Annotated in this window: 19 protein-coding genes and 1 riboswitch; of the genes, 8 read left to right on the forward strand and 11 right to left on the reverse strand. The window is 69.3% G+C overall.

From position 1 onward, the window contains the following. Window positions 1–19 precede the first annotated feature (19 nt). The gene (locus ACFZBP_RS08995; protein ID WP_391411247.1) at window positions 20–472 is read right to left on the reverse strand and encodes a GNAT family N-acetyltransferase; all 453 of its coding nucleotides are present in this window, start codon (window positions 470–472) and stop codon (window positions 20–22) included. 9 nt (window positions 473–481) lie between these two features. Next, entirely contained in the window at window positions 482–940 is a 459-nt protein-coding gene (locus ACFZBP_RS09000; RefSeq protein WP_391411249.1) for a MarR family transcriptional regulator, read from the reverse strand. Window positions 941–1,082: 142 nt separating this feature from the next. Here ACFZBP_RS09000 and ACFZBP_RS09005 point away from each other — a divergent pair, with 142 nt between their 5' ends. Beyond that, window positions 1,083–2,294 carry an MFS transporter gene (locus ACFZBP_RS09005; protein ID WP_391411251.1) on the forward strand — a complete coding sequence of 404 codons (1,212 nt, stop codon included), beginning with the start codon at window positions 1,083–1,085 and terminating at the stop codon, window positions 2,292–2,294. A 90-nt stretch (window positions 2,295–2,384) separates the two neighbouring features. Continuing rightward, window positions 2,385–2,807 (forward strand): heme-binding protein, encoded by a 423-nt coding sequence (locus ACFZBP_RS09010; RefSeq protein WP_391411253.1) that lies wholly within the window; start codon window positions 2,385–2,387, stop codon window positions 2,805–2,807. Window positions 2,808–2,920: 113 nt separating this feature from the next. Here the strand turns inward: ACFZBP_RS09010 and ACFZBP_RS09015 are convergent, their stop codons facing one another. Next, window positions 2,921–3,787, reverse strand: coding sequence for a GNAT family N-acetyltransferase (locus ACFZBP_RS09015; protein WP_391411255.1), 867 nt, complete (start codon window positions 3,785–3,787; stop codon window positions 2,921–2,923). A gap of 651 nt (window positions 3,788–4,438) precedes the next feature. Here ACFZBP_RS09015 and ACFZBP_RS09020 point away from each other — a divergent pair. Continuing rightward, entirely contained in the window at window positions 4,439–6,025 is a 1,587-nt protein-coding gene (locus ACFZBP_RS09020) for a globin domain-containing protein (RefSeq protein WP_391411257.1), read from the forward strand. 45 nt (window positions 6,026–6,070) lie between these two features. Here the strand turns inward: ACFZBP_RS09020 and ACFZBP_RS09025 are convergent, their stop codons facing one another. From ACFZBP_RS09025 to ACFZBP_RS09045, 5 genes are all read right to left on the reverse strand, one after another. Next, entirely contained in the window at window positions 6,071–6,553 is a 483-nt protein-coding gene (locus tag ACFZBP_RS09025; protein WP_217207668.1) for an NUDIX domain-containing protein, read from the reverse strand. Between the two features lie 206 nt (window positions 6,554–6,759). Further along, window positions 6,760–7,665: a LysR substrate-binding domain-containing protein gene (locus ACFZBP_RS09030; protein WP_391411259.1), complete on the reverse strand. Its 906-nt coding sequence runs from the start codon at window positions 7,663–7,665 to the stop codon at window positions 6,760–6,762. A gap of 250 nt (window positions 7,666–7,915) precedes the next feature. Continuing rightward, the gene (locus tag ACFZBP_RS09035) at window positions 7,916–9,070 is read right to left on the reverse strand and encodes a cystathionine gamma-lyase (RefSeq protein ID WP_391411261.1); all 1,155 of its coding nucleotides are present in this window, start codon (window positions 9,068–9,070) and stop codon (window positions 7,916–7,918) included. Next, entirely contained in the window at window positions 9,067–9,558 is a 492-nt protein-coding gene (locus ACFZBP_RS09040) for a low molecular weight protein-tyrosine-phosphatase (RefSeq protein ID WP_383449644.1), read from the reverse strand. The genes ACFZBP_RS09035 and ACFZBP_RS09040 overlap by 4 nt, the downstream gene beginning before the upstream one ends. A gap of 6 nt (window positions 9,559–9,564) precedes the next feature. After that, window positions 9,565–9,942 (reverse strand): phage holin family protein, encoded by a 378-nt coding sequence (locus ACFZBP_RS09045; protein ID WP_383449643.1) that lies wholly within the window; start codon window positions 9,940–9,942, stop codon window positions 9,565–9,567. 59 nt (window positions 9,943–10,001) lie between these two features. Here ACFZBP_RS09045 and ACFZBP_RS09050 point away from each other — a divergent pair, with 59 nt between their 5' ends. The 4 genes from ACFZBP_RS09050 to ACFZBP_RS09065 all read left to right on the forward strand — a co-directional run bounded on the left by ACFZBP_RS09050 (window position 10,002) and on the right by ACFZBP_RS09065 (window position 12,323). Further along, window positions 10,002–10,319 carry a cupin domain-containing protein gene (locus tag ACFZBP_RS09050; RefSeq protein ID WP_062721140.1) on the forward strand — a complete coding sequence of 106 codons (318 nt, stop codon included), beginning with the start codon at window positions 10,002–10,004 and terminating at the stop codon, window positions 10,317–10,319. 191 nt (window positions 10,320–10,510) lie between these two features. Continuing rightward, on the forward strand, window positions 10,511–10,723 hold the full coding sequence (locus ACFZBP_RS09055; RefSeq protein ID WP_383449642.1) for a DUF5326 family protein: 213 nt from the start codon (window positions 10,511–10,513) through the stop codon (window positions 10,721–10,723). A gap of 204 nt (window positions 10,724–10,927) precedes the next feature. Then, complete coding sequence (locus ACFZBP_RS09060) at window positions 10,928–11,788, forward strand: IclR family transcriptional regulator C-terminal domain-containing protein (protein WP_391411265.1); 861 nt, start codon at window positions 10,928–10,930, stop codon at window positions 11,786–11,788. A gap of 97 nt (window positions 11,789–11,885) precedes the next feature. Continuing rightward, window positions 11,886–12,323 carry an SsgA family sporulation/cell division regulator gene (locus ACFZBP_RS09065; protein ID WP_030048438.1) on the forward strand — a complete coding sequence of 146 codons (438 nt, stop codon included), beginning with the start codon at window positions 11,886–11,888 and terminating at the stop codon, window positions 12,321–12,323. 144 nt (window positions 12,324–12,467) lie between these two features. On the opposite strand, the gene ACFZBP_RS09070 is transcribed toward ACFZBP_RS09065, so the two are convergent. Continuing rightward, the gene (locus ACFZBP_RS09070) at window positions 12,468–14,027 is read right to left on the reverse strand and encodes a YibE/F family protein (protein WP_391411267.1); all 1,560 of its coding nucleotides are present in this window, start codon (window positions 14,025–14,027) and stop codon (window positions 12,468–12,470) included. A 353-nt stretch (window positions 14,028–14,380) separates the two neighbouring features. Further along, a riboswitch (TPP riboswitch) is annotated at window positions 14,381–14,570 on the forward strand. On the opposite strand from ACFZBP_RS09070, the gene thiC reads away from it, so the two are divergent. Next, the gene (gene thiC / locus ACFZBP_RS09075) at window positions 14,563–16,347 is read left to right on the forward strand and encodes a phosphomethylpyrimidine synthase ThiC (protein WP_391411269.1); all 1,785 of its coding nucleotides are present in this window, start codon (window positions 14,563–14,565) and stop codon (window positions 16,345–16,347) included. (Overlaps the previous riboswitch by 8 nt.) Before the next feature lie 356 nt (window positions 16,348–16,703). Here the strand turns inward: thiC and ACFZBP_RS09080 are convergent, their stop codons facing one another. Together ACFZBP_RS09080 and ACFZBP_RS09085 are read right to left on the reverse strand one after the other, a co-directional pair. After that, window positions 16,704–17,573 carry a hypothetical protein gene (locus ACFZBP_RS09080; RefSeq protein WP_391411271.1) on the reverse strand — a complete coding sequence of 290 codons (870 nt, stop codon included), beginning with the start codon at window positions 17,571–17,573 and terminating at the stop codon, window positions 16,704–16,706. Between the two features lie 193 nt (window positions 17,574–17,766). Beyond that, window positions 17,767–18,843 carry a metallophosphoesterase gene (locus tag ACFZBP_RS09085; RefSeq protein ID WP_383449637.1) on the reverse strand — a complete coding sequence of 359 codons (1,077 nt, stop codon included), beginning with the start codon at window positions 18,841–18,843 and terminating at the stop codon, window positions 17,767–17,769. Between the last annotated feature and the right edge of the window lie 134 nt (window positions 18,844–18,977).

An 18,977-nucleotide genomic window follows, 5' to 3' on the forward strand; every position in this document is an offset into this window, starting at 1 on the left:
GAAACAGCGCATCGCTATGTCATAGCTGGAGTTTGAATCCCACATGCGAGGCCGTGAAGCCGAGGCGTTCGTAGAAGCGATGGGCGTCGACACGGGAGCTGTCAGAGGTCAGCTGCACCAACTGGCACTTCTGACGCCGGGATTCAGCGACGGCCCACTCGATGAGCTGTGTACCAAGGCCGCTGCCGCGCTCGTCGGCGTGGATGCGTACGCCTTCGATGATGGAGCGGGTCGCGCCCTTGCGGGACAGCCCGGGAATGACCGTGAGCTGGAGCGTGCCGACGACACGGTCCTCGCGGACGGCGACGACCAGATGCTGGTTCGGGTCGCTGCTGAGCCGCTCCAGTGCGACGAGGTAAGGCGCCAGATCGTCCGGTGACTCGCGCTGGGCGCCCAGTGGATCATCCGCGAGCATGTCGACGATCGCGGGCACGTCGTCAGCGACAGCGGCTCGTATCTCAAGATCTCCCATGACCGCACCCTATGTGGGCGCCGGGAGTGTCTCCACGACGCGGACCAGTGGGGCGAGTTCGGGGTTCTGCGCGGCCTGGTCGAGGGCTTCGCGCAGGGCTTTGTCGTTGGTCGGGCGGGCTTCTGCCAGGAGGCGCAGGCCCGCTTCGGAGACGTCGGTGTAGATGCCGCGTCGGTCGGTGGGGCAGAGGTAGCGGGCGAGCAGGCCGCGGTCCTCGAGGCGAGTGACGAGCCGGGTGGTGGCGCTCTGGCTGAGGACGACCGCGTCGGCGACCTGCTTCATCTGCAGGTGGCCGCCCTCGCCGTCGTGCTGGCGGCTGAGCACGTCGAGCAGCGAGTACTCGCGCACGCTCAGATCGTGCCCGGCCTGGAGGGCGCGCTCGATGTGCGCCTCGATCCTCCCGTGCAGCAGGGAGAGCGCGCACCAGCCCTGGGCGAGGGCGGTGAGTGCGGGGTCGGTCGCGGTCATGGTGTATTCCTCCGTCCCGGCGTGGCTGAAGCCAGAGTAGGACAAGGGCGCAATAGCCTGCGCTTGCAAGTAGAGAGCGTCTGCAAGTATTGTCGTCAAACGTAAAGCGCTCCTGCAATCTTCTGGGAAGGTGTACCCCTTCATGCCTCTCGCGCTTCTGGCCCTCGCGATCGGGGCCTTCGGAATCGGAACGACCGAGTTCGTGATCATGGGCTTGCTGCCCGAGGTCGCGGGCGACTTCGGGGTCTCCATCCCCACCGCCGGCTTTCTGGTGACCGGCTACGCGCTCGGCGTGGTCCTCGGCGCGCCCCTGATGACCGTGCTCGGCACCAAGGTCTCCCGCAAGCGGATGCTGATGCTGCTGATGGGACTGTTCATCGTCGGAAACGTGCTGTCCGCTCTCGCCCCCGCCTTCTCCGTCATGCTGATCGGCCGCGTCGTCGCCTCGCTCGCCCACGGTGCCTTCTTCGGCATCGGCTCGGTCGTAGCGGCCGACCTGGTCGCCCCGGACAAGAAGGCCGGAGCCATCGCGATGATGTTCACCGGCCTGACCGTCGCCAACGTCGTCGGTGTGCCGCTGGGGACGTTCGTCGGACAGGCCGCGGGCTGGCGGGTCACCTTCGGCATCGTCGCCGCCCTCGGGCTCGTCGGTCTCGCCGGAATCGCGAAGCTGGTCCCGGACATGCCCAAGCAGCAGGGCGTACGCCTGCGCCACGAGCTGGCCGCGTTCAAGAACGCCCAGGTCCTGCTCGCCATGGCGATGACGGTCCTCGGTTTCGGCGGCGTCTTCGCGGCCATCACCTACATCGCGCCGATGATGACCCATGTCGCAGGCTTCGCTGACGGATCCGTCACCTGGCTGCTGGTCCTGTTCGGACTCGGCATGGTCGGCGGCAATCTCGTCGGCGGCAAGTACGCGGACCGCGCCCTGATGCCCCTGCTCTACGTCTCCCTGGGCGCCCTGGCCGTCGTGCTCGCGCTCTTCACGCTCACGGCCCACAACAAGGTCCTCGCGGCCGTGACCATCGCGTCGATCGGCGCCCTGGGCTTCGCCACCGTGCCCCCACTGCAGAAGCGGGTCCTTGACCAGGCACACGGCGCTCCGACCCTCGCCTCGGCCGTGAACATCGGCGCCTTCAACCTGGGCAACGCCCTCTCCGCCTGGCTCGGCGGCATCGTCATCGCCGCCGGCTTCGGCTACACGTCCCCCAACTGGGTGGGCGCCGCCCTCGCCGCGGCCGCGCTGCTGCTCGCCGTCCTCTCGGCCGCGCTGGAGCGCCGTGCGGGAGCCTCGTCCGGCACCGTCGTCACGGGCACCACGCCCGTCGAGCAGCGAGCCGTCGTCCACCACTGAGCCGACCCGAGTGCGGGGTCAGGGCTGCCCCCGCACATCCGGCCCCGCGACAGTCCCCGTCAGCACCACCTCACCGCAAGGAGAACTCTTGTGAGCACCACCCTCGCCGTCGCCCCGTTGACCACCCAGGACGCCGATCTCCTCGTCGAGGCCGCCCACCGGGCAGCCGAAGCCGCCGGGGTCACGGTCAGCGTCACGATTCTGGACGCCGGAGGCCGGCTTCTCACCTTCCGCCGGGACGACCGAGCCGTGCTGATCTCCGGGGAGACGAGCACCCGCAAGGCCTACACGGCACTCCAGCTCGACGCCCCCACCGCCGATCTCGTCGACGCCGTACAGCCCGGAGGCCTCTTCCACACCCTGCCCACCGCGCTCGACCAGCCGCTGCTCTTCATCGCGGGCGGTGTGCCGATCCATCGGGACGGCCGGCTGATCGGGGCGATCGGCGTGGGCGGCGGCGCACCGCACCAGGACCACGAGTTCGCGACCGCCGCGATCGAGGCACTCGCTTGACGTCACATCTCCGTGGTGCCCGGCCAGCGCCTCTGCGGCGATGACGGAACGCCGGTCCCGACGGGGGACCGGCGTTCCGTCATGTGTGCCGCAGTCGGCAGCAGCCGAAGATCTCAGCCCGCGGCGACCGTCAGCGGAGCGAATCGCCGGGTCCAGTCGCCGGGCAGTTCCGTGAGGCCGGACGTCATGACCGAGTTGAAGGTGACGGAGGCCAAGCCGTGCTCCTTCGCCCAGGTCAGCAGCTCCTCATGGCGTACGTCGACATCGGTGCGCAGGGGTCGGTCGGTGTGGGCGGCGAGGGAGCCGATGAGCGCCTTCGCGGTCTCCGTGTCGCGGGCGATCAGTGGGCCCACGACCTGCGTGGCCATGTTGGGCCAGGCGCCCGCGTAGCCGGTGATCCGGCCGTTCTCCTCGGCGACCCGCAGCTGGTCGAGGAAAGCGGGCAGCCGCGTGATGATGTGCGTCCGATCGGCGCCGAACACCTCCTCGTCGAGCCGGAGGATCGCGCTGAGGTCCTCGGCGGTGGCCGCACGCGTGGCGACCGAGGGCTTCCAGGTGCCGGGCACGAAGGTTCCCTGGAGCATCTCCGCCCGGCCGGTTGCCTTGAAGCCGAGTTCCTCATAGAGCGGTCGCCCGAACGGCGTCGCGTGCAGCGTCAGCGGTGTCGTACCCATCGCGGAGATGACGTGCTGCATCAGTCGGCGTCCGATGCCCTGGCGGGCGTGGCGCTCGGCGACCAGGACCATGCCGATGGCCGCCAGGTCGGGACGCTCCCGTGGTCCGTACTCCGTGATGACACAGGCGCTGACGAGTCCGCCGGCGGGGTCATCGATGCCGTAGCCCTTTCCGGCTGTCAGAAGGAAGCTCCACTTGTGTTCCTCACGGGGCCAGCCCCGATCCTCGGACAAGTCGGCGCAGGCGGTGAGGTCGCGAGGCGACAGACGGCGGATGGGCAGAGCGGCGAGGGAAGGAGTCGGCACGCAGGTCAGGCTGTCTGACGACGGCACTGGTCGTCCAGCTGTTTCCGGGGAGACGTACGAGCTTTTGGCCATGTCATGGTCCGCTGCGTGACGCGCCGGTGGCTGTCGGGTGTTTCACGTGAAACACGGACGAACATGGGGCGTCCCTCACGCAACTCGGCCTGCATACGGAGACCGCGGAGCTCGTGGCGTATGCAGCTCGCTTCTTCGTGGGGATGGATCTGTGGGAAGCCCATGAATTGATGTGCAGTCGCTGGTAATTGAAGGAAATGCTTGACGTTCGCCCTCGGCCCCATCGTGAGGGAGGAAGGGGGGACTTGTGATCGGGGCGGCTGCCGGTATGGTCGACTCCGGTTCGTGTCCGAGCTGTGATCAAGGCTCAGCGGCGACCGGGCGCAAGGCAATGCAGCCTAACCGGACGGAGAGATCGAAGACCCGCATTCTCGGTTATGCGGCCGAGCGTCCACACACGATGGGACGCTGCGATGAGAGTGCTGCGGCCAATGTCACACTCGCGCCTTACTTGTCCGTGCCGAGTGTGAATACGGGTTGAATGTCGCCGTATTGGGCGTGGCGACGAACGGGGAATGCAAGCCGTCGCGGGGGAAGCAGGCACCTTCCGATCGAGGAAGTGCGCAGACCGACCGAAAGATGTTCGAGGCGAGGCACACCATGGACGCTCCGACCACCACGTCGGCCGACAACGGCACTTCCGGCGGCGGGGGCGGCTGGTTCACGCCGCACAAGCAGCCGGCGACCACTCCGGGCAGCGAACAGGAGCCAGCCGAGGGCGGCCGCCTGGCGGCGATGCGCCCGGTGGGCAGGATGCCGGCAGCCGATGACCCGACATCGCCGCACCAGGGCGGCACAGAGCCCACCACATCGGTCACCCCGGCAGAACTCACCGCGCCGGACTCCGGCTCCGCCCCCGCCGCCCCACCGCTCACTGGGCCCCAGCCCCCGGAGCGGGAGACACCGGCGGCGATATCGCCCCCCGCAGCACCCGCCCCGAGCCATATAGCGCCCGCTGCCGCACGGTCGGAGGTATCCGGCCTCGCTCCCCTCGCTCCGCCCACCCCCCACGTGCGGGTGCCGCCCCAGCGCCCGGCGCCGGCCCCCACCGCCTCCCCCGACGCCGTCCTGATCCGCCGGACGATGGCCGAGATCGGGCCCGTGGCCGACAAGGTCACCTCCTACTTCTACGCGCTGCTCTTCGTACGCCACCCCGATCTGCGTTCCCTGTTCCCTCCCGCGATGGACACCCAGCGCGACCGGCTGCTGAAAGCGCTGCTCACCGCGGCCGAGCACATCGACAACACCCCGGTTCTCGTCGACTACCTCCAGAACCTGGGTCGCGGCCACCGCAAGTACGGGACCCGGGTCGAGCACTACCCGGCCGTCGGCGAGTGCCTCATCGGCGCACTCAGCAAGTACGCCACCGGCGTCTGGGACGGGGAGGCGGAGGCGGCCTGGGTCCGGACGTACACGACGATCTCGCAGGTCATGATCGACGCGGCGGCGTCAGACGAACTGCGCGCTCCCGCCTGGTGGTACGCGGAGGTCGTCGCACACGACCTGAGAACCCCGGACGTCGCGGTCATCACCGTCCGCCCCGACCAGCCCTACCCCTTCCTCGCCGGGCAGTACACGAGCCTGGAGACGCCCTGGTGGCCCCGGATCTGGCGGCACTACTCCTTCGCCTCGGCGCCCCGCTCGGACGGTCTGCTGACGTTCCATGTGAAGGCCGTCCCCGCGGGCTGGGTCTCCAACGCGCTGGTGCATCGCGCCCGGCCGGGCGACATCATCCGGCTCGGCCCGCCGACCGGTTCGATGACCGTGGACCACACCAGCGACAGCGGTCTGCTCTGTCTGGGCGGAGGCACTGGCATAGCGCCCATCAAGGCGCTGGTCGAGGACGTCGCCGAACACGGGGAACGGCGGACGGTCGAGGTCTTCTACGGCGCCCGCAGCAACAAGGACCTCTACGACATCGACACGATGCTCAGGCTCCAGCAGTCCCACCCCTGGCTGGCCGTCCGTCCGGTGGTGGATCGGCACGGGCTGCTCCAGCTCCCCGACGCCATACGCGAGCACGGTCCCTGGACCGAGTACGACGCCTATGTGTCAGGCCCGCCCGGCATGATCCGCAGCGGCGTGGACGCACTGCGAGGCGTCGGTGTCCCATCCGAGCGCATACGCCATGACTCCGTGGAGGAACTCGCCGTCATCGGGGACTGACGAGACGCCGTAGCGGACGAAGCAGCGGCTCGTACCAGGCCCGTATCAGCCCAAGTCGGGGGCGTGCATGGCGCGGACGCCCTCGATGTTCCCGTCGAGGTAGTGCCGCAGCGACAGCGGTACGAGATGGACGGACGCGATCCCGACCCGGGTGAACGGCACGCGCACGATCTCGTACTCGCCGATGGGTTCGTCCACTTCGGGACCGTGCCGCAAGGACGGGTCCATGGACTCGAGGTGGCAGACGAAGAAGTGCTGCACCTTCACGCCGGTGGCTCCACCGTCATCGCCGATGTGCTCGACGGTGTCGACGAAGCAGGGCACCACGTCGGTGATCTTGGCGCCGAGTTCCTCGTACACCTCGCGGTGCAGAGCGTCGACGACGGTCGTGTCCGTCGGCTCGACCCCGCCTCCGGGCGTGAGCCAGTAGGGATCCACGCCTGGCTTGGTGCGCTTGATCAGGATCAGGTCGTCACCGTCCAGCAGAACGGCGCGGGCGGTGCGCTTGACCACGGGTCGGACGGTCATGCAGGAAATGTGGCCCGGCTGGTTCCACGTGAAACATCGCGAGCCGTCACTGATCGAGTCCATGGTGTGACAGCTGTGAAAGAGCTGATGAGACCCAGTCGAAAGCCCCTGATCAGGCCTTGTGGCAGTGACTGCTGCGCCCGGTGGGCAAGCGCGGTTCGGGCCCCGGTCAGCAGGTCCTGTTCAGGCCCGTCGGCAAGCCTCGTTCAAGCCCAGTCGGCAGCTGCTCGCAGCAGCCACTCATGGGCCCGTGAGATGTGCGGCATCGCGAGCGTCCCGGTGCGGGCCACCAGGAAGTAGGTCCGCAGCGGCGGCACCGGCGGATCGTGCAGGGGGACGACATCGCCGCGCTCCAGGGGGGCCGCGCACAGATAGCGGGGCAGCACCGCGAGCCCCGCGCCCGCGACCGCACAGGCGAGGACCGCGCGCAGGTCGGGGACGATCACTGTGCCGGGGGCGGCGGGACGGCAGTCGTAGACCGAGGCCCAGTAGCGGGAGACGAAGGGCAGGGACTCGTGCACCTCCACCACCGGGACGTCCTCCAGCGCATGCGCCCCCTTGCTGCTCAGCATGACCGAGCCGATCCGTTCCTCCCAGCGAGGGGCGGCCACGAGGACGTGCTCCTCGTCGCAGAGCGGAGTCGCCGTCAGCAGGGCGCCCCGCGGACGGGCCGTGGTGATGGCCAGATCGTGATGCCCGGCGGCGAGCCCCTCCAGGGTCTCCTCGGCATTGCCGAAGGACGCGCGCAGTGCGAAGCCCTGGCCGTCCTCGCCGGTCAGTTCGGTGAGCGCGGGCAGCGCCCGCTCGGCGGTGAACTCAGGTGGACCGGCGAGATGCAGGGTGCGTAAGGAGGACTCGTCGTCGAGGCCCGTCTCGGTGATCTCCACAAGGGCGTCGAGATGTGGGGCCGCCTTGTGCGCGAGTTCGTCGCCGATGGTCGTGGGCGTCACTCCGCGGGCCTGCCGCAGGAACAGGGGGCGGCCCAGCTGCCGTTCCAGGGTGCGGATCTGCGAGGTCACGGCCGGCTGCGACAGCCCGAGCAGCGCGGCGGCGCGGGTGAAGGAGCCGGCCCGGTGCACGGTCACAAAAGTGCGCAACAAGGCCAGATCCATGCCACACCCTCCCCTTCCCCGCCCTTCTCCCCACCCCCAGGGCAGGGCCCAACTATAAATAAGTCGATAGGTCGCTGTCGCTACTGTGATTGGACACTGACAGAGAGTCAACTAGCCTTGTTCGCGCGGTTCTTCGCGCGCAGAACCGAGGGCGGTCCGAGCCACGAGGGGGGAGGTTCGGACCGCCCGTTCTCTGTTGTCGCACGTAGAGGGACGCAGCCCGACTGCGACGGATGCGGGGCCGGGCCGGTCACTGATCCGATGCGTCCAGCGCCCGCAGCACATCCGCCACGAGGTCCTCGGGGTCCTCGGCGCCGACGGACATACGGATGAAGCCCTCCGGTACGGCGTCGCCGCCCCAGCGTCCGCGCCGCTCGGCCGTAGAGCGCACCCCGCCGAAGCTGGTGGCGTCGTCGACGAGCCGCAGCGCCTCCAGGAAACGCTCGGCACGCGCGCGCGTGGGCAGCGTGAAGGAGACCACGCAGCCGTAGCGCCGCATCTGCTGGGCGGCGATCTTGTGCGAGGGGTCGCCCGGCAGCCCGGGATACCGCACCCCGAGCTCCTCCGGCCGGTCCCGCAGCGCCTCGGCGAGCACGAGGGCGGTGGCGTTCTGCCGCTCCACCCGCAGCTGGAGCGTGGCGAGGGAACGGTGCGCGAGCCAGGCCTCCATGGGCCCCGGGATCGCCCCGACGATCTTCCGCCAGCGCCGTACGGCAGCCATGGCCTCGCCGTCACGACCGCTGACGTATCCCAGCAGCACGTCGCCATGTCCCGTCAGCTGCTTGGTGCCGCTGGCCACCGAGAAGTCGGCGCCGAGCTCCAGCGGCCGCTGCCCGAGCGGCGTCGCGAGCGTGTTGTCGACGGCGACGCGGGCGCCACGCGCGTGTGCCGCCTCGACGAGTCGCCGGATGTCGCACACGTCGAGGCCGGGGTTGGACGGCGTCTCGATCCACAGCAGCTTCGCGCCGTCCAGGACGCCGAGCTGGGCGTCCCCGCCGGTCGGCGCCGTGCGCACCTCGATGCCGTACGCCTCCAACTGCGCGCGCACCAGGGGCAGTGCCTGGTAGCCGTCGCTGGGCAGGACGACGGCGTCGCCCGCCCGCAGCTGCGAGAAGAGCACTGACGCCGCGGCGGCCATGCCCGAGGCGAAGACCAGCGTCTCGACGCCGTCCTCCCCCGGCGCCTCCAGCTCGCCGATGGCGCGCTCCAGATGCGTCCAGGTCGGGTTCTCGTCCCGACCGTAGGTGTACGGCCCCGTCGGCTCGCCCGGCAGGTGGAAGTGGGCGGCGAAGACCGGGCCCGGCAGGGTCGGCTCGTACGCCACCGGCTCGGGCAGTCCGGCCCGCACCGCGCGCGTGCCGTCTCCGTTGCCCGGCGCTCGTCCCTGGTCCTCCGTACCGCTCATGCCGCCTGTCCCTCCACCTGTTCGCGGACCGCCGTGAGGAGGCCCGTACTTGCCGCCTCCACCATCTCAAGGCACTCCTCGAACCCGTCCCGGCCCCCGTAGTACGGGTCGGGCACATCGAGGTCGTCGCCCGCGGCGGGGTCGTAGGAACGCAGCAGCCGTACCTTCGCCGCGTCCTCCGGCGTGGGTGCGAGGCGGCGCAGGGCCTTGAGATGGCCGGTGTCGAGCGCGATCACGAGGTCGACGCGCTCGAACCAGGACGTCTGGAACTGCCGGGCGGTGTGGCCGCTGGCGTAACCGTTCTCCTCGAGGACGGAGACGGTTCGCGGGTCGGCCGGGTCGCCCTCGTGCCAGCCACCGGTGCCGGCGCTGTCGACCTCCACCCGCCCGTCGAGCCCGGCCTCCGCCACGCGGGCGCGGAAGACGGACTCGGCCATGGGAGAGCGGCAGATGTTGCCGGTGCAGACGAAGCAGACGCGGTAGGTCATCGGATGTCAGTCCCCGTCAGGCAGGACGACGTGCAGTGCCCAGGAGACGATCGAGATGATCAGGCCACCGAGCACGGCCGTCCAGAAACCCTCGACATGGAAGCTCAGATCGAACCTGTCGGCGAGCCACGAGGTCAGCAGTAGCATCAGTGCGTTGACGACCAGGGTGAACAGGCCGAGCGTCAGGATGAGCAGCGGGAGGCTCAGGAGCTTCACGATCGGCTTGACGACGAAGTTCACCAGGCCGAAGATCAGCGCGACGACGAGCAGGGTGCCTATCTTCTTGCCCGTGCTGTCACCGGTCAGGGTGATCTTGTCTATCAGCCAGACGGCGACCGCCAGGGCACCCGCGTTGGCGATCGTCTTGACTACGAAATTCTTCATGTGTCTGATCGTGGCAGACGAAATCGGCCATGAGCACGGGGACGAGGGCGACAAGAACGATGAAGGCTTTCCGGCTGGACGAACTGGAGGCGGAGCGCGCCGCCAACGAGGGCGCCTACCTGCAGTTTCTGCGGGAGCGCAACATGTCGGTCGGTCTGTACGCGCTCAACGCCGGCGAGCACGATCCACAGAAGCCGCACAACCAGGACGAGGTCTACTTCGTTGTGAGCGGCCGCGCCCACATCACGGTCGGCATGGAGACCACGCAGGTGGCGCGCGGCAGCGTGGTGTACGTCCCGGCCGGAGTCGCCCACAAGTTCCACCACATCAGCGAGGATCTGAGGGTGCTCGTGGTCTTCTCTCCACCCGAGAGCTGACCCGTGGCCTCGGGGTTCCCTAGGGGATCGATCAGGGGAGGACAAGGGCTGCGAGGCCCCCGCCGGGGCACCTGCCGGACCTAGCATCGAGGGCAGGGAATCAGCGGATTCGACTCGATGGAGTCGAAGTCGGCGGATTCCAAGGATCGGTACCCGGCACAGAGACGGGCGGAGAGGTAAGGACGAGGGCGATGCGTGAGATCTTCGCAGGACTGCCGTGGTGGGTTAAGTGGATCGCGGTGCCCGTCATCGCCCTGGTGGTGTTCGGCGGGCTGATAGCCAGCGTCGTCGGATTCGTCATCGGACTGCTCTTCAAGCTGCTGGTCTTCGTGGCACTGGTCGGTGGACTGATCTACGTCGTACGGAAGTTCACGTCGAGCTCCTCGTCGCGCAGCGACTTGTGAGGTCCGTGAGGGCCGTGGGGACCGGTGGGCGGTAACAGGAATCACCGGTTCCCTCGGGCGAGGGAAGTTTCCCGGGCAGGGCGTCGGCGAGCGGTGACCGACCAATAGAGTCCGGAAATCGACGCGGGGACGCCCCCGCGAGCGGCGTGCACCCCACCCGTGTTTCCCCGCACGGGCTCCCCCCTCGCGCTCCGGGAGTGACCCATGGCCACGGTTGACACCGCACCTTCAGACCCCTGCCCACCTCTCGGGCGACCCCGTTCCGCCGTGCCCCAGGTGCCGCGGCAGGCTTCCCCGAACCCCGCCGAACAGCCCCAGTCCGCGACGCTCATCGGCTCCGTCCAGCGTGCGATGCGCCTGCTGGAATGCGTCGCCGGGCATGAGTACGGCGCCCCCGCGAAGCAACTCGCCCGCGAGACGGGCCTTGCGCTGCCCACCGCTTACCACCTGCTTCGCACGCTGGTGCACGAGGGCTATCTGCGCCGCGACAAAGGGCTGTTCTTCCTCGGCGAGGCAGCTGTACGGCTGAGCAGCAGCGCGGCCCAGCAGAAACGTCGCAGCACGGTTGCCGACACGCTCGCTCAATGGCGTGATGTCATCGGTGTCCCCGTTTACTACGCCCAGTACCGCGACGGTGAGATCGAGGTCATGTGTGTCTCGGACACCCCGGGCAATCCCGCGGTGGAGGAGTGGGCCGACTTCCGGGAGACCGGCCATGCACACGCCATCGGCCAGTGCCTGCTCTCCCAGCTGGACGACGAAGCCCGTCGCGATCACCTCGACCGCCATCCCGTGCAGGCCCTCACCCCGTACACCGTGCGCGACAGCCGCGCCCTGCTACGACGCCTCGAACAGACCCGTCGGATGGAGCCGGTGACCGAGCGTCAGGAGTACGCGCTGGGCACGGTGTGCGCGGCCGTTCCGATCACGGTCGGCACCACGGCCGCGACGATGGCCATCTCTCTGCCCGCCCACCAGGCCGACCGACTGCTGTCGGCGGCGCGGCAGCTGCAGGACGAGATGGGGCGGCTCCTGGGGTCACTCGCGATCTCTATCAGTATCTGAAAACTCACTCCTTGTGATCTCTCGTGTACGTTCAGCAAGATTCCACCAGTGTCGGGCTTCGGTCCCGGCCAGTCGACGGCAACCGACGGGGTAGGCGATGCGCGAGTCCGTAGAGGCAGAGGTCATGATGAGCTTTCTCGTGTCCGAGGAGCTCTCCTTCCGCATCCCGGTGGAGTTGCGCTACGAGACCTGTGATCCCTATGCCGTACGGCTGACCTTCCACCTGCCCGGAGATGCCCCGGTGACCTGGGCGTTCGGCCGGGAGCTGCTGGTCGACGGGGTGGGCAGACCGTGCGGGGAGGGAGATGTCCGGGTCTCGCCGGCCGGGTCCGAGACCCTGGGCGATGTGTTGATCCGCCTTCAGGTCGGCGCCGACCAGGCGCTCTTCCGTTCCTCGGTGGCGCCGCTCGTGGCCTTCCTCGACCGCACCGACAAGCTGGTGCCGCTCGGCCAGGAGGGCGCCCTCGCTGACTTCGACGCCCACCTCGACGAGGCCCTGGACCGCATCCTGGCGGAAGAGCAGAGCGCGGGCTGAAGCGTTACGGCAGCCTGGTGCGGGAGTGGCGTAACGCTTCAGCGGCGCGCAAGGGGCGTGTGGGAGCGCTTCCGTACCACTGGGTGTGCTGCACGCTCCGCCGGACGGGCGGAGCGGCCGCCCCGGTCGGCGGGCCTTCGCCCGTCACCGTTTACGCCGACGCCCCCGCCCACCGCGCCCCGGGGCCGGCTGTACGCCGGTCGAAGCGGGCGACCCGCCCGCCTGGACCGGTTGGGCGCCTGCCGGTGCCGCCCCCTTCTCCGGCCGGTCGGCCGAGACGACCAGGGCCGCGAGGGCGGTGGTCACCGGCACCGACGCGACCAGGCCGATGGAGCCCACCAGCGTGCGCACGATCTCCTCCGCCACCAGCTCACTGTTGGCGACCGTCCCCACACCGCTCTGCGCGATCGAGAAGAGCAGCAGCAACGGCAGCGCGGCACCCGCGTAGGCGAGGACGAGGGTGTTGACGACGGACGCGATGTGGTCGCGGCCGATCCGGATGCCCGCCCGGTACAGCCCGCGCCAGCCCATCGTCGGGTTGGCCTCGTGCAGCTCCCAGACCGCGGACGTCTGGGTGACCGTCACGTCGTCGAGGACACCGAGCGAACCGATGATGACGCCGGCGAGCAGCAGACCGCTCATGTCGATCGACGGATAGAGCCCGTGGATCAGTCCGGTGTTGTCGTCGGTGTTGCCGGTGAGCGCGGCCCAGTCGATGAACCCCGAGCCGAGGAGGCCGATCAGCAGCAGCGAGAGCAGCGTGCCGAGCACCGCCACGGAGGTGCGGGCTGAGAGGCCGTGGCACATGTAGAGGGCGATCAGCATGATGGCGCTCGCCCCCACCACCGCCACGACCAGCGGGTTCGAGCCCTGAAGGATCGCCGGCAGGATGAAGAAGGTCAGCACGAGGAAGCTGATGGCCAGGGCGACCAGCGCCATGACACCGCGCATTCGGCCCACCACCACGACCGCGAGCGCGAAGATGCCGGCGAGCAGCGCCATCGGGAACTTACGGTTCACGTCGGTGACCGAGTACTGGAGGTCCTTCGGCGCGGAGGGCTCGTACGCGACCACGACCTCCTGGCCCTCGTGCAGCTGGCGTGACTGGTCGGGCTGCACGATCTCCGTGAACGTACGGCCCTTGTCCTTGCCCGTGTCGACGCGGATCGTCGCCTTCTTGCAGGTGCCGCTCTCCTGCTGCACGGCGGAGGAACCCTCGGCGGTGGAGGTGTCGCCGGTCGGGGGCACTCCCGAGGCGTTGACGTCCTTACAGCTGAGCTCGACCACCTTGGTGACCGTGGCCTGCTGGGTCTGCCGGTCGAAGCCGACCCCGGTGCGCTCGTGCGGCGGGGCACCGCCCGGCCACAGCACCGCGAGCCCGACCACCACCGCTGCGGCGAACGGGATCAGGATCGCCGCGATGACCTTGCGCAGATGCCGGGAGACGGGTGCCGCCGGGCCATGGGCGTGACTGTGCGAGTGCCCGTGACCATGGCCGTCGCCCCCGCCACCACCGCCCTGCCGCCCACCGGATCCGGGGCCGTGACCGTGACCACCGTCGGCGTCGTGGCCGGACCGGTCAGCCGGACCGTGCCCTTGCCCCTGCCCCGCCGAGCCACCGCCGTGGGCACCGTGGTCGTAAGGGCTGGTGAAGCCGGGGCCCCGCTCCTGCCCGCCACTGACGCCGCCCCCGTGCGCGGGCATCCCCTCCCGCCCGGGCCCGCGCTCGTGCCAGTCACCGGCTCCGCCTTCGCGCTCACCCATCCCACTGGGCCCGGTGCCGTGTTCGTGCCACCCTTCGGCTCCAGCCGCGTGATCATCGTGGCCGCCTCCGGAAGCACGGTCGTACCCACCGTCGTATCTGCCTCCGGGCACGCCCGAACCCCGGCCGTCCGTACGGCCGTTGCCTCGCACGGGGCCGTTTCCGGAACCGGGGCCGCGCCGCGGCTCGGGCGGTGGGTACGGAGGTTCATGCGTCGTGGTCACCGACCGATCATCGCAAGAACGACCGGGGCCCTCTGTTCACCGCGCCCGAATTGACGCTAGCGTGGTGCCACCTTTGTACACGCGGGAGCTCGGAGCACCGGGCTGAGAGGGCGCTGACCTCCGTCCCAGCGATGTTTCACATGAAACATCACCCATCGCGAGTGATGTTTCACACGAAACGTCGGCAGACGGAAGCCGCTGCGTCGACCGCCGAACCTGTTACCGGGTAATGCCGGCGTAGGGAGTAGGTCTCATGACCATCAAGGACGCGCGCACGCCTGCCTCCGTTCAGGACGACAAGTCCGAGGAGGCCGGGAAGTCCATCGGCTGGCACAAGGCGTATGTCGAGGGCTCACGCCCCGATCTGCGAGTGCCGGTCCGCCAGGTGCACCTCACCAACGGGCAGTCGGTCACGCTGTACGACACCTCCGGCCCGTACACCGATCCAATCGCCGACACCGACGTCCGCAGGGGGCTGCCCCCGCTGCGGGAGAACTGGATCATCGCTCGCGGCGACACCGAGGAGTACGCGGGCCGTCCCGTTCGTCCCGAGGACGACGGCATCAAGCACACCTCGCCGCGCGGCGGTCTGCGCAACCTCGACGCGGTCTTCCCCGGACGTCCGCGTCAGCCACGTCGCGGCCGTGACGGCCAGGCGGTCACGCAGCTCGCCTACGCGCGCCGGGGCGAGATCACGCCCGAGATGGAGTTCGTGGCCATCAGGGAGAACGTCTCTCCCGAGGTGGTCCGCGAGGAGATCGCCGCGGGTCGGGCGGTGCTGCCCGCGAACGTCAACCACCCGGAGATCGAGCCGATGATCATCGGCAAGCGGTTCCTGGTGAAGGTCAACGCCAACATCGGCAACTCCGCGGTCACCTCCTCCATCGAGGAGGAGGTCGAGAAGATGACCTGGGCGACCCGCTGGGGCGCCGACACGGTCATGGACCTGTCGACCGGCCGCAACATCCACACGACCCGCGAATGGGTGCTGCGCAACTCCCCCGTCCCCATCGGCACGGTGCCGCTCTACCAGGCGCTCGAGAAGGTCGACGGCCGCGCCGAGGAGCTGACCTGGGAGATCTACAAGGACACGGTCATCGAACAGGCCGAGCAGGGTGTGGACTACATGACGGTCCACGCGGGTGTGCGCCTGCCGTACGTCCCGCTCACGGCCAACCGTAAGACCGGCATCGTCTCGCGCGGCGGTTCGATCATGGCGGCGTGGTGCCTGGCGCACCACAAGGAGAGCTTCCTGTACGAGAACTTCGAGGAACTCTGCGAGATCCTCGCGGCCTACGACGTCACGTACTCGCTCGGCGACGGACTGCGGCCCGGTTCGATCGCGGACGCCAACGACGAGGCGCAGTTCGCGGAGTTGAGGACGCTCGGGGAACTCAACACGATCGCCAAGTGTTTCAACGTACAGACCATGATCGAGGGCCCGGGACACGTCCCGATGCACAAGATCAAGGAGAACATCGACCTTCAGCAGGAGATCTGCGATGAAGCTCCGTTCTATACGCTCGGCCCGCTGACCACCGACGTCGCCCCGGCCTACGACCACATCACCTCCGGCATCGGTGCCGCGATGATCGCCTGGTGGGGCACGGCGATGCTCTGCTACGTCACGCCCAAGGAGCACCTGGGCCTGCCCAACCGTGACGACGTCAAGACCGGCGTCATCACCTACAAGATCGCCGCCCACGCGGCCGACCTCGCCAAGGGGCACCCCGGTGCACAGGAGTGGGACGACGCGCTGTCCGACGCCCGCTTCGAGTTCCGCTGGGAGGACCAGTTCAACCTGGCGCTCGACCCGGACACGGCACGGGAGTTCCACGACGAGACCCTGCCGGCCGAGCCCGCCAAGACGGCCCACTTCTGCTCCATGTGCGGGCCGAAGTTCTGCTCGATGAAGATCTCCCAGGACATCCGCCGCCAGCACGGCGGATCCCAGCAGGAGATCGAGGAGGGCATGGCTCAGAAGTCGAAGGAGTTCGCGGCGGCGGGCAACCGGGTGTACCTGCCGATGGCGGACTGAGCGCATGACGGCCGGGCAGGGGGAGCACGCGCACCGCGTCGCCCCTGCCCGCCGCACGCGGTGAGTCGGCCTCCCGTAAACGGAACGAGCACGACGCCACTCCGCCCGATCCGGGCCGGGCTGGAGCACGTTCTCGCTGGGGTCACCGCAGGACAGGGTCCATCGGTGGGCTCCCCTGGCACCCGCTCTGTTCCGTCTGTCCCTGGTGCACGCCTTCAGCCGGACGTTCGTGGAACGCGTGGAGCCACGGCCCTTCGGCGCCTGTAGCAGTGGCCGACGCCGCTGCGCCGGGTGTCGGCTCTCGCGCTTGCGCTCCCCAGGACGGGGGCGCAAGCCGAGGGCTCTTTCGGCCGATGTCACTCCGGCTGGTGTTCCGGCCCTCCGAAGTCCGGGCTCGTGTAGTCCGGGCTGGTGTAGCTCGGACGGGAGCCACGGGAGGCGCCGTCGTCCGGGCTGCTGAAACCCGGGCGGCCGTAGCCGAGGTTCGGGATGCGGCCGGCCGGGGCCGACGGTGGCGTGCGATGGAGGACCGATGCCGTGCCGGGGTCGGCGAGTGCCTCTCGGAGGAAGGGCAGGATGCCGCGCTCCAGCAGGGCCTCGCGCCAGGCTTCCTGGGCTCGGGTGACCTCCTCGCTCAGTTCGCTGTTCGGGCCGCCGTCGAACGTCGGCCGGTTGCGCAGGGCGGTGAGCAGGAGTCCGACGGCGGCGACCAGGATCGCGGCCGCCGCGATGGCGCCGAACACCCATCCGGTGGTGAGCATCGTCTGGGCGAAAGCCGGCTCGGGGTCGAACATCTTCAGGATGTAACCGACGAGCAGGAAGATCGCCGCGGCGGTGCCGGCGAGGACGGGTGCCAGGACGGCGAGCACGGCGACCACGCCGGGCCCGGCCGTCTCGGCGACTTCTCCCACGGTGGTGGCGAGCCCCATCGCGCCCGTGCCCGACTCGGAGGAGCCGGACTCACGGGTGGACGACGGGGTGGACGGCGCCGGCTGGCGCAGTTCCTCGCGGACCTTCACATAGTGCTGGTACTCGGTCGCCGCGGCCGCCGTGATGAGTGCGGTGGCGTTCAGCGCCATGGTGCGCAGCTGTTCGGGGTTGAGCCGCTGTCCGACAGCGGCCAGTTCCGGGCGGTGTGGTGCGGAGCGCAGCGCCTCATCGAGGATCCGCTCGTATTCCTGGCGGTCCTCGCTGTGCAGGTGCTGCGGAACGCTGTTCATGTGCATCCCCCGATGCTCCGTAGGGCTTGGGGCTCGCATGCCAACGAGCCGTCGGGCAGAAACGGAGGGGAGCCTGCTACGGATAAGCCGATGGTAGAGCGGTGACGGCACACGGTGACAGGGGGTTTGCCAAAATTGGGCCCTGGCCTGCGCCGTCTTCCGTCACTGCGTCATGAGGGGGCGTCTGCCCCGTGAACGCTCAGATATCCAGGGGAAGTTGCTGGACCAGCAGCTTTCCGGCCATGGTCACGCCGCCGTCCATCGCGATGGCGAGGCGTTCGGCGTAGACGTGCGGTCCCTCGACCAGGGGTCCGCCGCTGTCCTCGCTCTCCTCGGAGCCGACCTCGCCCTTCAAATACGGAATGGGGCTGTGGCCGTGAACGATGCGGGTGCCGCCGTACGTATCGAGCAGGGAGCGCACATGGTCGGCGCCGCCCTCGTCGCGGAAGGAGAAGCGCTTGGTGAACTTGCGGAAGAGATCCCAGACCTCGTCGGCGTCGTTGCGTGTGAGCGTTTCACGGACGGTGTCGTTGACGGCCTCGATCGAGTCGCCGTAGTCGAGATAGGCGGTGGTGTCCGAGTGGACGAGCAGATGGCCGTCGACCTCTTCCATGGCGTCCAGCCGGGACATCCACTGCAGGTGGTGGTCCTGGAGGCGGTCCATGTCGGTCTTCTGGCCGCCGTTGAGCAGCCAGGCCGCCTGGAAGGTGGCGGTGCCCGCGCCGGAGTTGACGGGCGTGTCGCCGAAGCGCTTGGCGCCGATCAGCAGCAGCTCGTGGTTGCCCATCAGCGCCTTGCAGTACCCGCCGGCCGCGGCGGCCTCCGCCGACAGCCGCATCACGAGGTCGATGACGCCGATGCCGTCGGGGCCGCGGTCGGTGAAGTCGCCGAGGAACCACAGACGGGCGGTGCCGGCGCACCAGTTCGCCGCCGCGTCGATGAGGCCCTTCTCCTGGAGGGCGGCCACCAGCTCGTCGAGGTAGCCGTGCACGTCGCCGACGACGAACAGCGGGCCGGGACCGTCCACCGGCTGCGAGGCCGGCAGGGAGGCGGGGTCGACGTGCACCTGGACCGTGTCGCCGCGATTGATCACGGGCAGGTCCCGCTCGGTGGGCGTGTACCCCTCCGGGTAGGCCTCGTCGGCGGGCGGGGCGACCTCGCCCGGGTGTGTGCTGTGGGCGTACGGACCGGTCTCGTGCACGTAAGCGGGCACCCGGAAGTCGCGCAACGTCGCCGTCCGCTCCACCTCGGGTCCCTGACCGGCCCCCTGAGTCATCAGACCCCTCCACCATCGCGCCGCAGCTGCACCGCATCGGACTGCCTGGTCGCAGCGGCCCGCGGGTGTCGTGCGCCCATCATAGGAATGCCGATCGCGCCATGTGATGACCCAGGGGTGGTGAATCGGAGCAG

Origin of the sequence: Streptomyces sp. NPDC008086, assembly GCF_042957325.1 — a bacterium.
Taxonomy (GTDB): Bacteria; Actinomycetota; Actinomycetes; order Streptomycetales; family Streptomycetaceae; genus Streptomyces.